Below are 14,275 nucleotides of genomic sequence, written 5' to 3'. Positions count from 1 at the left end.
GGGCTCGTCCTTGGATGAAAAATCGGGTGACGCGGTATTTGTATACGTGTAGTATACGTATACATTGAACCGCGTCAACGTGGTTTTTCGCGTGATTCCCGCATCCCAGACATGAGCGCCAGACTGACCCACCCTTCCATCGCCGCGACCGGGCGCCCCGTGCGCTTCTGGTACGACGGGCAGCCCGTCGAGGGGCTGGAGGGCGAGACCATCGCGGCGGCGCTGGCGGCCGGCGGCATCCGCGAAATGCGCCATACGCGCAGCGGCGAGCGCCGCGGCCTGTACTGCGGCATGGGCGCCTGCTTCGATTGCCTGGTGACGGTGGACGGCCGCGCCAGCCAGCGCGCCTGCCTGACGAAGGTGGCCGAGGGCCAGCAGGTGCGCTCCGCCATGCCCGCCGGCACGCCCTCGGACCCGCTGCATCCGCTGGCGCCGGCGGCGGCCTCGGCACCGGAACAGCGGGACGTGGACCTGCTGGTGATCGGTGCCGGGCCCGCCGGCCTGTCGGCGGCGCTGGCGGCACGCCGGGCCGGCGCCGGGGTGCTGGTGCTCGACGAGCGCCTGCAACCGGGCGGCCAGTTCTACAAGCCGCTTGCGCCCTCGCAGCGGGCCGAGGCGCCGCCCGACCGGCAATTCGCGGACGGCCTGGCGCTCGAGCGCGAGGCGCTGGCCGCCGGCGTGCAGATCGCCCAGGGCGCGCAGGTGTGGGCCGCGTTCTCGCCGCGCGAGGTCGGCGCGCTGATCGACGGGCGCGCCCACGTCATCGCGTGCCGGCAGCTGGTGATCGCCCCCGGCGCCTACGAGCGCCCCGTGCCCTTCCCCGGCTGGACCCTGCCGGGCGTGATGACGACGGGCGCCGGCCAGACCCTGGCGCGCGCCTACCGCGTGGCGCCGGGGCGGCGGGTGCTGATCGCCGGGAACGGGCCCTTGAATCTTCAGCTGGCGGCCGAGCTGCTGGCCGGCGGCGCCGACGTGGTCGCGGTGCTGGAGTCGGCCCCGCGCCCTTCCCTGCGGCAGTGGCGGCAGATGCTGACGGCGGCGCGCACCGCGCCCGACCTGCTGCACCAGGGCTGGCGCTACCTGCGAACCTTGCGTGCCCGCGGCGTGCGGGTGCTCTGGGGCCACGCGGTCGCGGCCGCCGAAGGCCAGGGCTCGCTGCAGGCGGTGGAAGCCGCGCGCCTCGACGCCCACGGCCGCGCCCTGCCCGACACCGCGCGCCGCTTCGAGGCCGACACCCTGTGCCTGGGCTACGGCTTCATCCCCTCCACCGAACTGGCCCGCATGCTGGGCTGCAGGCACCGGCTGGTCGACCGCCATCTCGGCTACCCCGCCACCGTGACGCGGGAGGACGGCGCGAGCAGCCTGGAGGGCGTCTACGTGGTCGGCGATGGCGCGGACATGGGCGGCTCGCGCGTGGCCCTCGCCCGGGGCCGCCTGGCCGGCTGCGCGGCGGCGCGCCAGCTGGGGCTGCATGCGCCCGAGCCCGCCGACGCGATCGACGCGCTGCACCGCGCCGAACGCTTCCAGCAGGCCCTGTGGTCGATCTACGCGGCGCCGCCGGTCACGCTGGCGTCCGTCCCCGACGACACGCTGCTTTGCCGCTGCGAGGAGATCCGCTTCGGCACGGTGCGCGAGCAGATCCGCGCCGGCCGCGACACGCTGGCCGCGATCAAGCGCAACACGCGGCTGGGCATGGGCCGCTGCCAGGGCCGCTACTGCGCGGTGACGGCGGCCCGGCTGGTGGGGGAGCTCACCGGCCGGCCACCGGAGGTGGAGCAGTACTTCGCGCCGCGCCCGCCCGCCAAGCCGGTGCCGGCCGGCGCGCTCGGCTTCGAGAAGCCCGAGTGGGGCGGCCACAAGCCCGCCATCACGCCGAACCTCGCGCGGCCGGTGGAGCATGCGCCCTTCACGCCCCAGCGCACCGACGTGCTGGTGATCGGCGCCGGGGTGCTGGGCTCCTGCCTGGCCTACTACCTGTCGCAGGCCGGCCAGGATGTGACGGTGGCCGACCGGGACGACACCAACCTGCAAGCCTCGGGCGCGAACGCGGGCAGCCTGCACGTGCAGCTGCTGTCCTTCGACTTCGGCGCCAAGGCCCAGGCCGGCGGCGGCCCCGCGGCCGCCACGCTGCCGCTCGGGCCGATGTCGGTGCGGCTCTGGCAGGAGATCGAGGCCGATTGCGGCGAGGACCTCGAGGTCAAGATCACCGGCGGCCTGATGGTCGCCGACAGCGAGGCCGGCATGCGCTTCCTGGAGGCCAAGGCCGCGCTCGAGCGCAGCCACGGCATCGACACGCAGGTGATCGACGGCGCCGGGCTGCGGCGGCTTTCGCCCGCCCTCTCCGAGCAACTGCTCGGCGCGGCCCATTGCCCGATGGAGGGCAAGATCAACCCGCTGCGCGCCACCTACGCGGTCGCCCGGCGCGCGCAGCAGCGGGGTGCGCGCCTCTTGCGCGGCTGCGACGTGCAGCACATCGAGCGCCGGCCGGGCGACGGCGCGGGTTTCGTGGTCCACACCTCGCGCGGCACCCTCCATGCGGGCCGCATCGTCAATGCCAGCGGCGCGTGGTCGAGCACCATCGGGCAGATGCTGGGCGTCAACATCCCGGTCAAGGGCGCGCCGCTGCAGATGATCGTCACCGAGCCCGCGCCGCCCCGGGTCGATCACCTCGTCGCGCATGCCGACCGGCACCTGAGCCTCAAGCAGGCGGCCAGCGGCGGCCTGATCATCGGCGGCGGCTGGACCGCGGCCTTCCATGCCGGCATGCGGCTCAACCGCGCCGAGCGCGCCAGCATCGAGGGCAACCTGTGGGTGGCGCGCCAGGTGCTGCCGGCCGTGAGCGGCCTGCACGTGGTGCGCTGCTGGGCCGGCATGAACGTCAACATCGACGGCGCGCCGATCATCGGCGAGGTGCCGGGCGTGCCGGGCTTCTTCAACGCAGTCACCTCCAACGGCTACACGCTGGCGCCGGTCACCGCGCGGCTCGTCACCGACCTGATCGTGCGCGGCCGCACCGACATCGACATCACTCCCTTCCGCATCGACCGCTTCCTCTGACATCCATGAACGAACCGACCCACGCGCGCGAGACGCTGCGCCACTTCATCGACACGCATTTCGACGAGCAGGTGCGCACCCTCGCCCGCCTCGTGCAATGCCCGTCCGACAACCCGCCGGGCGACTGCGCGCCGCATGCCGAGCTCACCGCCGGCCTGCTCGAGGCCATGGGCTTCGAGGTCGAGCGCCACCCGGTGCCGGCGGAATCCGCCGCCGCGCACGGCATGCGCAGCGTGACCAACCTGATCGTGCGCCATCGCTTCGGCGACGGCCCCGTGGTGGCGCTCAATGCGCATGGCGACGTGGTGCCGCCCGGCGACGGCTGGAGCGTCGACCCTTACGGCGGCGAGGTGCGCGAAGGCTGGCTCTACGGCCGCGGGGCGGCGGTGTCGAAGTCCGACTTCACGACCTATGCCTTCGCGCTGCGTGCGCTCAAGGCCCTGGCCGCCTCGGGCACCGCGCTGGCCGGCACGGTCGAGCTGCACCTCACCTACGACGAGGAAACAGGCGGCATGACCGGCCCGGGATGGATCCTTTCCCAGGGCCTGAGCCGCCCCGACTGCGTGCTGTCGGCCGCCTTCTCGCACCACGTGGTGGTGGCCCACAACGGCTGCCTTCACCTGGAGGTGACGCTGCGCGGCAAGTCGGCGCACGCGGCACGGCCCGACACCGGCCACGATGCGATCGAGGCCGCCGCGACCCTGCTGCCGGCGCTCTACCGCCACCGCGACGCCCTCGTCCAGCGCCCTTCGCGCACGCCCGGCATCACGCACCCGACCCTGGTGGTGGGCCTGATCAGCGGCGGCATCAACACCAACGTGGTGTCCGATGTGCTGAGCCTGCGCCTCGACCGCCGCATCGTCCCGGAAGAATCGCCGGAAGCGGTGGAGGCCGAACTGCGCGAGGTGATCGAAGCCGCCTGCCGCCCCCTGCCCGGCATCTCGGCCGACATCCGCCGGATCCTGCTGGCCCGGCCCTTCGCGCCCGCGCCGGGCGCGCAGGCGCTTGCCGATCTGCTGTGCGAGGAAGCCAGCGCGGTGATGGGCAAGCCGGTGACGCCGATCGGCGTGCCGCTCTACACCGACGCGCGCCTCTACAGCGAGGCCGGCATTCCCACCGTGATGTACGGCGCCGGCCCCGAGACGCTCCTGGAAGCCAACGGCCACCGCGCCGACGAGCGCGTGCCGCTGGACGAACTGCGCAAGGCGACGCAGGTCGTCGCCAACACCCTCCACCGACTCCTCACCCGCCAGGACAAGCCATGATCGAGATCAGTCACGTCGACAAGTGGTACGGCGCCTTCCAGGTGCTGAACGATTGCAGCACCACCGTTCGCAAGGGCGAGGTGGTGGTGGTCTGCGGGCCATCGGGCTCGGGCAAGTCCACCCTCATCAAGTGCGTCAACGCGCTGGAGCCCTTCCAGCAGGGCCGCATCACGGTCGACGGCGTGTCGGTGGGCGACCCGAAGATCAACCTCAACAAGCTGCGCTCGCGCGTGGGCATGGTGTTCCAGCATTTCGAGCTGTTCCCGCACCCTCTTCATGGACCGCGGCGCGATCGTGGAGGACTGCGCCAAGGAAGAGTTCTTCGGCAACCCGTCGGCGCGCTCGGAGCGCGCGCAGCAGTTCCGCTCGAAGATCCTCCAGCACTGAGCCGGACCGGCCGGACCGCGCCCGCTCAATGCGGCGCGGTCGGATGACCCGCCGCCACCCAGGCTTCCAGGCCGCCCGCCAGCGGCCGCGCGCGCATCAGCCCGCGCCGCATGAGCGCCTGGGCGGCCAGCGCGGCGGAGACTTCGTTGGGGCAGTTGCAGTAGAGGATGATCTCGCGCTGGCCCGCATCGAAGGGGAGCGCCTCGCCGCGCTGCTGCAGGGTCTTGAGCGGGATCGCCAGCGCGCCGGGGATGCGCCGCGGATCGACCTGCACGCCCGCCTCGCCGCGCACGTCGATGAGGACGGGCGGCATCTCCTGCCCCATCAGCGCGGCCAGTTCCTCGATGGTGGCGCGCGGCATGGTTGTCGCGCGCAGGAAGGAACGCCGGCGCCACCAGCGGCGCGCCAGCATCGCGGCCAGCACGGCCACCAGCGCCGCGGTCGCCACGCCGCCGGCATTGGCCAGCGCATCGAGCACCGCCTGGATCTGCTCGCGGAACACCCAGCCCAGGCACAGGAACACGCCGGCCCACAGCAGCGCAGCCACCGTCTCGAAGGCCAGGAAGCGCAGCGAGCTCATGCCCAGCGCGCCGGCCATCGGCGGCGCCACCACCGACACGCCCGGCACGAACTTGGCCGCCACCAGCGACAGGCCGCCCCAACGGGTGATCAGCGACTCGCTGCGCCGCACGCAGGAGTCGGGCGAGATCGAGATCTTGCACAGCAGCCGCATGAAGCGGTAGCCGTAGATCCGCCCGGCATAGAACCAGACGGCATCGCCCAGCACATTGGCCAGCAGCGTCGCGCCGACCATGGCGACGATCAGCACCGGCTCGGCGATCGCCGCGATGCCGCCGGCCACCACCAGCACGGGCGCGGCCGGCACCGGCAGGCCCACCCGGGCGGCGAAGGTAGCGATGAAGACCACGGCCAGGACATGGTCGACCATCAGCGCGATCAGCGCTTCCATGCAGCCTCCCGGCAAGGTGCTCGCGGAGGCAGGCGGGGCGGACGTGTGGACAAGGCGGCGACGGAGCGAAGTGCGACGGCCGCTAGCGTAACGCCTTCGCGCTGCGGCCTGACATGGACTCGTCAGAGATCGCGCATGGCTCAGATCGCGACCAGCTGCCGCACGCCCTGGGCTTCCATGTCCTTGCCCAGGCCGCGCGCGATCACCTCGCCGCGCTCCATCACCAGGTAGTCGTCGGCCAGCGCCTGGGCGAAGTCGTAGTACTGCTCGCACAGCACGATGGCCATGTCGCCGCGGTCGGCCAGCATGCGGATCACGCGGCCGATGTCCTTGATGATGCTGGGCTGGATGCCCTCGGTGGGCTCGTCGAGCACCAGCACCTTGGGCCCCGGCGCCAGCGCCCGAGCGATCGCGAGCTGCTGCTGCTGGCCGCCGGAAAGGTCGCCGCCGCGGCGGTTCTTCATCTGCTTGAGCACCGGGAACAGCTCGTACAGCTCGGCGGGAATGGGCGTGCCGGCGGAACGATAGGCCAGTCCCATGCGCAGGTTTTCCTCGACCGTGAGCCGCGCGAAGATCTCGCGGCCCTGGGGCACGAAGCCCAGGCCGGCGCGGGCGCGCTCGTAGGGCGTCCATTTCTGGATGGCCGCACCGTTGAACTCGATGCTGCCGCTCTTGATGGGGACCAGGCCCATCAGCGATTTCAGCAGCGTGGTCTTGCCGACGCCGTTGCGGCCCAGCAGCACCGTGACCTTGCCGAGGTGAGCCTCGAAGCTCACGTCGCGCAGGATGTGGGAGCCGCCGTAGTACTGGTGGATGTTCTTGACCTTGAGCATGTCGTGTCTCTGTCTTGCTCGCTAGCGTCCGAGGTACACCTCGATCACCCGCTCGTCCGCCTGCACTTCGTCCAGCGTGCCTTGCGCCAGCACGGACCCATCGCACAGCACGGTCACGATCTCGGAGATGGTCCGCACGAAGCTCATGTCGTGCTCCACCACCATCAGCGAATGCTTGCCCTTGAGGTGCAGGAACAGCTCGGCGGTCCGCGCCGTCTCCTCGTCGGTCATGCCGGCCACGGGCTCGTCCAGCAGCAGGAGCTTCGGGTCCTGCATCAGCAGCATCCCGATCTCCAGCCATTGCTTCTGCCCATGGCTCAGGTTGCCGGCCATGCGCGAAACGCTGTCGGCCAGGTGGATGGTGTGCAGCACCTCGGCCAGCCGGTCGGATTGCGCGGAGTCCAGGCTGAACAGCATCGAGGACTTCACGCCCTTGTCGGTCTTGAGCGCCAGCTCCAGGTTCTCGAACACGGTGAGCTGCTCGAACACGGTCGGCTTCTGGAACTTGCGCCCGATGCCCAGCTGCGCAATATCGGCTTCCTTGTGGCGCAGCAGGTCGATGGTGCTGCCGAAGAACACGGTGCCCTCGTCGGGCCGGGTCTTGCCGGTGATGATGTCCATCATCGTGGTCTTGCCGGCGCCGTTGGGGCCGATCACGCAGCGCAGCTCGCCGGGGGCGATGTCCAGCGAGAGCTTGTTGATGGCCTTGAAGCCGTCGAAGCTCACGCTCACGTCTTCCAGGTAGAGGATGCGGCCGTGGGTGAGGTCGACCTCGCCCGGCGTCGCATGCCGGCCGTAGCCGGCCTCGCGGCCGCCCGAGGCGGTGAGCTGGCCGAAGTCACTGTCGTGACTGTGCCTGGCGAGGCGCTCGGCGCCTGCGTCCATCAGGTCGGGCGTCATGCTCGGGCTCCTTCGGCCTGCACCGGCAGCGATGCCGGCTCTGCGCCCTGCTCCACAGCGACGGCGCGCTGCTTCGGCTCCTCGGCGGGCACCCGCTTCTCCCGTCCGGCCCACTTCTTCACCAGGCCCACGATGCCGTTCGGCAGGAACAGCGTGACAGCAATGAACAGCGCTCCCAGGAAGTACAGCCAGTACTCCGGATAGGCCACCGTGAGCCAGCTCTTGGCCCCGTTGACGATGAAGGCGCCGACGATCGGCCCGATCAACGTGGCACGGCCGCCGACCGCGGCCCAGATGGCGATCTCGATCGAGTTGGCCGCGCTCATCTCGCCCGGGTTGATGATGCCGACCTGCGGCACGTAGAGCGCACCGGCCACGCCGCACATCACGGCCGAGATGACCCAGATCGTGAGCTTGTACGGCAGCGGGTTGTAGCCCGAGAACATGACGCGCGACTCGGCATCGCGGATGGCCTGCAGCACGCGGCCGAACTTGCTGGCGATCAGCCATCTGGACAGCAGGAAGAAGCCCAGCAGCGTCAGCCCGGTGAGCGCGAACAGGGTCATGCGCATCTCCTGGGTGGCGATCGGCGTGCCCAGGATGCGCTTGAAGTCGGTGAAGCCGTTGTTGCCGCCGAAGCCGGTCTCATTGCGGAAGAAGAGCAGCATCGCCGCGAAGGTCATGGCCTGCGTGATGATCGAGAAGTACACGCCCTTGATGCGCGAGCGGAAGGCGAAGAAGCCGAAGACGAAGGCGACCAGGCCCGGCACCGCGACGATCAGGATCAGCGTGGCGATGAAGCTGTCGCTGAAGGTCCAGTGCCAGGGCAGCGTCTTCCAGTCGAGGAAGACCATGAAGTCAGGCAGGTCGCTCTTGTAGTTGCCGTCGCGGCCGATCTGGCGCATGAGGTACATGCCCATCATGTAGCCGCCCAGCGCGAAGAAAAGGCCGTGGCCCAGCGAGAGGATGCCGGTGTAGCCCCAGATCAGGTCCATCGCCAGCGCGCAGATGGCATAGCACATGATCTTGCCGACCAGCGCAACGGCGTAGTCGCTCATGTGCAGCGCGCTGCCGGCGGGCACCAGCAGGTTGAGCACCGGCGCCAGCGCGCAGACGGCGATCAGGGCGACGAAGAAGGCCGTCCAGCCCTTGCCGCTCAGGAGCGGCGCCTTGGAAGGAAGTACGACCCCGCTCATGCCTCGGCGCTCCGCCCTTTGACTGCGAAGATGCCCTGCGGCCGCTTCTGGATGAAGATGATGATGAAGACCAGCACCGCGATCTTGGCCAGCACGGCGCCGGCCCAGCCTTCGATGAACTTGTTGAGCACGCCCAGGCCCAGGGCCGCGTACACGGTGCCGGCGAGCTGGCCCACGCCGCCCATCACGACCACCATGAAGGAGTCGACGATGTAGCTCTGGCCCAGGTCGGGGCCGACGTTGCCGATCTGCGAGAGCGCGCAGCCCGCCAGGCCCGCGATGCCCGAGCCCAGCGCGAAGGCATAGGTGTCGATGCGCGCCGTGTTCACGCCCATGCAGGAGGCGATGGGACGGTTCTGCGTGACGCCGCGCACGAACAGGCCCAGTCGCGTACGGCCGATCAGCCAGCCCATGGCCAGGAGGACCAGGACCGCGAAGATGATGATGCAGATGCGGTTCCAGGGCAGCGTCACGTTGCTCAGCATGGTGAGCCCGCCGCTCATCCAGCCCGGGTTCTCGACGCCCACGTTCTGGGCGCCGAAGAGCGAGCGCACGAGCTGCTGCAGCATCAGGCTGATGCCCCAGGTGGCCAGCAGGGTCTCGAGCGGCCGGCCGTAGAGGAAGCGGATCACGCCGCGCTCCAGCACCGCGCCGACCAGCGCCGATGCCATGAACGCGACCGGGATAGCGGCCACGAGGTACCAGCCGAAGGCGGCCTCGGGCATGTAGCGCTGGAACACGCCCTGCATGACGTAGGTGGCGTAGGCGCCGATCATCATCAGCTCGCCGTGCGCCATGTTGATCACACCCATCAGCCCGTAGGTGATGGCCAGGCCCAGCGCGGCGAGCAGCAGCACGGAGCCGAGGCTGATGCCGCTAAACACGGCGCCGATGCGCTCGCCCCAGACCAGCGACGCGTCGATGGAAGCGATGGCGGTGACGATGGCGGACTTCACCTCGGGGTCCTGCTCCTCGCCCAGGCGCTCGTTGAGCAACAGCTTGGTGTCGGGACTCTTGCTTTCGCCGAGCGCTTTGATGGCCTCGATGCGGCGCGCCTTGTCGGGGCTCGACAGCATGCTCGCAGCGCGCACGAGTTCGAGCGTGGCCTTGATGCGGGCGTCAGACTCCGCCGCCAGCGCTTTCTCGACCAGCGGCAGCCGCGATTCGTCGGGCGAGCTCAGCAGGCCCTTGGCGCCTTCCGCACGCACCGCGGCGTCGGGGCTCGCGAGCTTGAGCGCAGCCTGCGCAGCGTCGAGTGCGCTGCGCATGAGGTTGTTGTTGATGACCTCTTCGGCGTCGTCGGGCAGCTTGAGCTCCGCACCGGTGACGGGGTCATAGCCCTTGTCGTTCTTCACGACGAAGACCTTGTCCGCCGTGTAGCGGACGGCATCGTCCGCCATGGCCTGGATGAAGGCCGCGGTCTTCGCATCGGCGTTCGTCACCGCCTGGTTCAGCGCGGCCACCCGGGCCTCGGTGTCACCCGAGGCGATGGCCTTCGCTTCGTCCGCGGTGAGGGCCGCGGCCTGGCCCGCGCACAGCACTGCCGCCGCAGCGAACACTCCCTGAACGATTCGCTGCAGCAGCATGCGCCCGTCCCTTACATCTTGGACTTGCCGTCCGGCTCGTCCTTCTTCTTGTCGTTGCCCTCGATGTAGGGGCTCCACGGCTTGGCCTTGACCGGCGCCGGGGTCTTCCACACCACCTTGAACTGGCCGTCGGCCTGCACCTCGCCGATGAACACGCTCTTGTGCAGGTGATGGTTCTTCTCGTCCATCTTCGAGACGATGCCCGAGGGCGCGGTGAAGGTCTGGCCGGCCATGGCAGCGATCACCTTGTCGGTGTCGGTGCTCTTGGCCTTCTCGACCGCCTGCTTCCACATGTGCACGCCGATGTAGGTGGCTTCCATGGGGTCGTTGGTCAGCGGCTTGTCCTTGTGGCCGGCGATGTTCTTGGCCTTGGCGTAGTCGCTCCACTGCTTGATGAAGGCGGTGTTGGTCGGGTTCTTGATCGACATGAAGTAGTTCCATGCGGCCAGGTGGCCGACCAGCGGCTTGGTGTCGACGCCGCGCAGCTCTTCCTCGCCCACCGAGAAGGCGACCACCGGCACGTCCTTGGCCTTCAGGCCGGCGTTGCCCAGTTCCTTGTAGAAGGGCACGTTGGAGTCGCCGTTGATGGTCGACACCACCGCCGTCTTGCCGCCCTGCGAGAACTTCTTCACGTCGGCGACGATGGTCTGGTAGTCGCTGTGGCCGAAGGGGGTGTACTTCTCGTCGATGTCGCTGTCCTTCACGCCCTTGCTCTTGAGGTAGGCGCGCAGGATCTTGTTGGTGGTGCGGGGGTACACGTAGTCGGTGCCCAGCAGCACCCAGCGCTTGGCGCCGCCGCCTTCCTTGCTCATCAGGTAGTCGACCGCCGGAATGGCCTGCTGGTTGGGCGCGGCGCCGGTGTAGAAGACGTTCTTGCTGAGCTCTTCACCCTCGTACTGCACGGGGTAGAAGAGAAGGCCGTTCATCTCCTCGACCACCGGCAGCACCGACTTGCGCGACACCGAGGTCCAGCAGCCGAAGATCACCGACACCTTGTCCTGGCCCAGCAGCTGCTTGGTCTTCTCGGCGAACAGCGGCCAGTTGGAGGCGGGGTCGACGATCACCGGATCGAGCTTCTTGCCCATCACGCCGCCCTTGGCGTTGATCTCGTCGATGGCCATCAGCACCGTGTCCTTGAGCACGGTCTCGGAGATGGCCATGGTGCCCGACAGCGAATGCAGCACGCCGACCTTGATGGTGTCGGCCGCGAAGGCCGAGACGGCAGGCAGGCTGGCGAGCGCGACGGCGGCCGTGAGCGCCTTGAGGGTGAAGCGGCGTTGTTGCATGGGACTCTTCTCCTGGGTGTGAAATGGTGGAGAAGAGTCTGCGGGCCAGGGCCCGCCGGGCAAATACGCCGGGTGGCGTACATGCCGCCCGGGGCGATTCATTCCAACTCGAGTACGCCCAGTGCATTGGCCTGCCGCGCGCCACCGCTGGCCAGGTCGAAGCGGCGGCCGTTGACCACCGCGCTGCTGTTCACCGTGTACCCGCCACCCGGCACCAGGCCGGTGACCAGCACGCGCGTCGCGGAAGCCGGCAGCACGAAGGAGCTGGACGTCACCGGCGCATAGAGGTCGCTCGCGAACAGCACGGCCGTCCCGCCCACCACCGCGCCGCTGAATGCACTGCCCTGGTCGCTCTGGACTCGCTGCGTCGGCTGGGGCGCCACGCCGCCATCGGTGCCCTGCAGCACGTGCAGGAAGTTGACGGCGCGCGGATGGCCGGCCGCCTCCACGCGCAGGCGCCAGGCGCCGGTCCAGTTCGTCTTGTCCGCCGACATGGGATCGAGGGTGGCCTTCCAGAACTGGTCGGGCGGCGTGAAGGCCGGCCCTTCGATGGCGGTGCTCGCGCCCGCCGGCTCGGGCAGCAGCGTGTTCACGTGCAACTGCTGTCCGCCCGGCGTGGTCGCGGCCACGGCGGATCCCACCCGCACCGGCGCCGCGCCGTTGCTCGGCAGGTTGAGCCAGAAGCGCTTGAAGCGGCCGTCGCGCGTGGTGCTGGCGCGGTCCATCACGACCACGGTGTCCGGCTTCAGCCACATCAGCGTGCGGCTGGCATGGCTCACTTCGCGTCCCGCGGCGCCGCTGCCGCCATGGTTGTAGAGGTTGGTCGCGTCGCCGGTGAAGAGCAGGTAGTCGTTCGTCACCCCGCGCACGAGCACGCCGGGATCGCCGTCGTGCGCGCCCCCGATGAACTGGCTGCCCTGGGCAAGGAAGGGCGCGTGGTAGCCGCCGACCGGGGCCAGCGGATTGTTCTGGATCGCCAGCGTGTTCTTGAAGTGCGACATCGCGGCGCCGGCCCCGTAGGCCGAGAGCTCCTTGGTGAGCCACTCTCCCTTGCGCCAGAAGTCGAACATGTTGCCGTCGCCGTGCTGGTGGTCGATGGTGTTGTAGCTGAGCTTGAGGTTCACGAGCCGCACGTCGGCGCCGTCGTTCCAGCTCGTGCGCGCCTGCAGGCGGCCGAGGCTGGGCGCGAAGTGGTCGGTGGGCAGCGCGCCGCGCGGGTCGGCGGGCGCAGGCTGGCCGGGGTCGAACATCAGGAAGTAGAAGATCGACTGGATGATGTTGTCGTCGTTGTTGGCATGCGCCGCCAGGCTGCCCGGGTTGTTCGGCGCCGCGGTGTACTGAAGCCACTTGGCGCTCTCCAGGGCGTCGGCCCGGCCCGCGTAGCGGCTGTAGAGCGACAGCGGGCCCATCACGCGCATCGGATCCATGAAGTACAGCTGCTCCGCATCGCCGAACCAGGCCGGCTGGTAGACCTGGCCGTAGGGGCTGGCCACCTTGCGCGTGCTCAGGCTGTGAAAGAACCCCGGCATCAGCCTCGACAGGAGGGGATGGTTGTCGAGCGAGACCTTGTCGCCGTGGAGCGTGGTGTCGTCCATCCCGGCGGTGTGGATGGCCAGCATCAGGCCGTAGTAGAAGCCGATCGATTCGCCGTACTCCATGCCCTCGGGACTGATGCCGCCGAAGCCGTCGTTGCGGTAGGCGTAGTCGGTCATGTAGAGGTGGGTGCCGATCGCCTCGTGCATGAAGTCGCCCAGCCGCCCGTCGGCGTCGTTCGCGAGCGCCGGGTCGGCCCGGTCGTCCGCGGGGTCGATCGCGTTGGCCATCATGAAGATGTTGCGCGCGTGCGCCATGAGGTAGTTGTTCATCGCGAAACGGACCGCTCTCCGTTTCGGATCGCCCAGGTCCAGCAGCAGCGGGTTGTTGCGGCGCGCGGCGCCCGCGGGCACCGACGAGGGATGGCTGTGGTAGTAGGTGACGGACGGGTAGCCGTCGCGGTTTTCCGCGCACCAGCGCAGGAACACGCGCCGGATGCGCCGCTTCTCGTCCGCGCCGAGCGCGGGATAGAGCCAGTCCACCGTGAGCGGGAAGGCCTCGCCGCTCCAGCGCCCGCGGTCGGAGGCGGCGAAGGAGTCGCTGCGGAACTTGCCGGGCCCCACGCCCTGGTCGGCCTGGTCGATGACGGCGAACAGCGCGGTCTTGGCCGCCGCGATCCAGCGCGGGTTGCGCACGGGGTCGGTGTCGACGAGGCTCATGAAGGCCATCAGCGCCGCGTAGCTCTCGGTGGCGTAGGGGGTGTAGGTGCTGCCGCCGTTGTCCTGCGCGGGGACCACGCCCGACTCGATGCGGTCGCGCGCGGTGATCGCGAGCCGGTACAGCGCATTGCCGTTCGCCGCGCCGAACAGGGGGTTGGCAGGGTTGGCCCAGGCTCGCAGCCGCGGCAGGTCCTGGTCGCGGATCCAGAGCCGCGGATGGCCTGCCACCGGCGTGCGCGCCACCGCCGCCTGCACGCGCAGCGTGGCCGCATCGCTGGTGGTGCTGCCGGCGGCGTTGCGGACGATCACGTCGAAGCGTGCGCCGTCGTCGGCCAGCGTGACGGCGAAGCCGTAGCTCGCGCCGTTGGCCGCCGCGATGGGCGTGCCGTTGCGCCGCCACTGGTAGCCGAGTCCGCTTCCGGTCGAACGCACGCTGAACTGCACGGTCGATCCCGCGCTCACGCTGCGGTCGAGCGGATGGGTGACGATCACCGGACGCGCCGTGCTCGCATCGGCCGCGGTGGGCGGCGGGAGGCTGGGTGG

At 69.8% G+C, this 14,275-nt stretch carries 8 protein-coding genes and 2 pseudogenes; 3 read left to right on the top strand and 7 right to left on the bottom strand.

What is annotated here, in order from left to right; genetic code table 11:
• Nucleotides 1-111: 111 nt before the first annotated feature.
• From A8M77_RS23670 to A8M77_RS23660, 3 genes and pseudogenes are all read left to right on the top strand, one after another.
• On the top strand, nt 112-3,057 hold the full coding sequence (locus A8M77_RS23670; RefSeq protein ID WP_086923964.1) for an FAD-dependent oxidoreductase: 2,946 nt from the start codon (nt 112-114) through the stop codon (nt 3,055-3,057).
• A gap of 5 nt (nt 3,058-3,062) precedes the next feature.
• The gene (locus A8M77_RS23665; protein ID WP_086923963.1) at nt 3,063-4,322 is read left to right on the top strand and encodes a M20/M25/M40 family metallo-hydrolase; all 1,260 of its coding nucleotides are present in this window, start codon (nt 3,063-3,065) and stop codon (nt 4,320-4,322) included.
• Nucleotides 4,319-4,591: pseudogene (locus A8M77_RS23660) on the top strand (ATP-binding cassette domain-containing protein); the annotation flags it as partial. The gene A8M77_RS23665 and the pseudogene A8M77_RS23660, both read left to right, overlap by 4 nt.
• 143 nt (nt 4,592-4,734) lie before the next feature.
• On the opposite strand, the gene A8M77_RS23655 reads toward A8M77_RS23660, so the two are convergent.
• The 7 genes and pseudogenes from A8M77_RS23655 to A8M77_RS36200 form a co-directional block, all read right to left on the bottom strand.
• Nucleotides 4,735-5,679 (bottom strand): VTT domain-containing protein, encoded by a 945-nt coding sequence (locus tag A8M77_RS23655; protein WP_086923962.1) that lies wholly within the window; start codon nt 5,677-5,679, stop codon nt 4,735-4,737.
• A 140-nt stretch (nt 5,680-5,819) separates the two neighbouring features.
• A complete protein-coding gene (gene urtE / locus A8M77_RS23650; protein ID WP_086923961.1) occupies nt 5,820-6,512 on the bottom strand; it encodes an urea ABC transporter ATP-binding subunit UrtE in 693 nt (230 codons plus the stop codon).
• Between the two features lie 21 nt (nt 6,513-6,533).
• Nucleotides 6,534-7,412: an urea ABC transporter ATP-binding protein UrtD gene (gene urtD / locus A8M77_RS23645; protein ID WP_086923960.1), complete on the bottom strand. Its 879-nt coding sequence runs from the start codon at nt 7,410-7,412 to the stop codon at nt 6,534-6,536.
• Nucleotides 7,409-8,608: an urea ABC transporter permease subunit UrtC gene (gene urtC, locus A8M77_RS23640; protein ID WP_086923959.1), complete on the bottom strand. Its 1,200-nt coding sequence runs from the start codon at nt 8,606-8,608 to the stop codon at nt 7,409-7,411. Before urtC ends, urtD begins: the two co-directional genes overlap by 4 nt.
• On the bottom strand, nt 8,605-10,194 hold the full coding sequence (gene urtB / locus A8M77_RS23635; protein WP_086923958.1) for an urea ABC transporter permease subunit UrtB: 1,590 nt from the start codon (nt 10,192-10,194) through the stop codon (nt 8,605-8,607). The genes urtC and urtB overlap by 4 nt, the downstream gene beginning before the upstream one ends.
• 11 nt (nt 10,195-10,205) lie before the next feature.
• Nucleotides 10,206-11,480 carry an urea ABC transporter substrate-binding protein gene (urtA, locus tag A8M77_RS23630; protein WP_086923957.1) on the bottom strand — a complete coding sequence of 425 codons (1,275 nt, stop codon included), beginning with the start codon at nt 11,478-11,480 and terminating at the stop codon, nt 10,206-10,208.
• A 98-nt stretch (nt 11,481-11,578) separates the two neighbouring features.
• A pseudogene (locus tag A8M77_RS36200) lies at nt 11,579-14,275 on the bottom strand (immunoglobulin domain-containing protein); the annotation flags it as partial.

The organism is Variovorax sp. JS1663 (assembly GCF_002157355.1).
GTDB lineage: Bacteria > Pseudomonadota > Gammaproteobacteria > Burkholderiales > Burkholderiaceae_C > Variovorax.
This window is presented reverse-complemented; position numbering and strand designations above follow the sequence as displayed.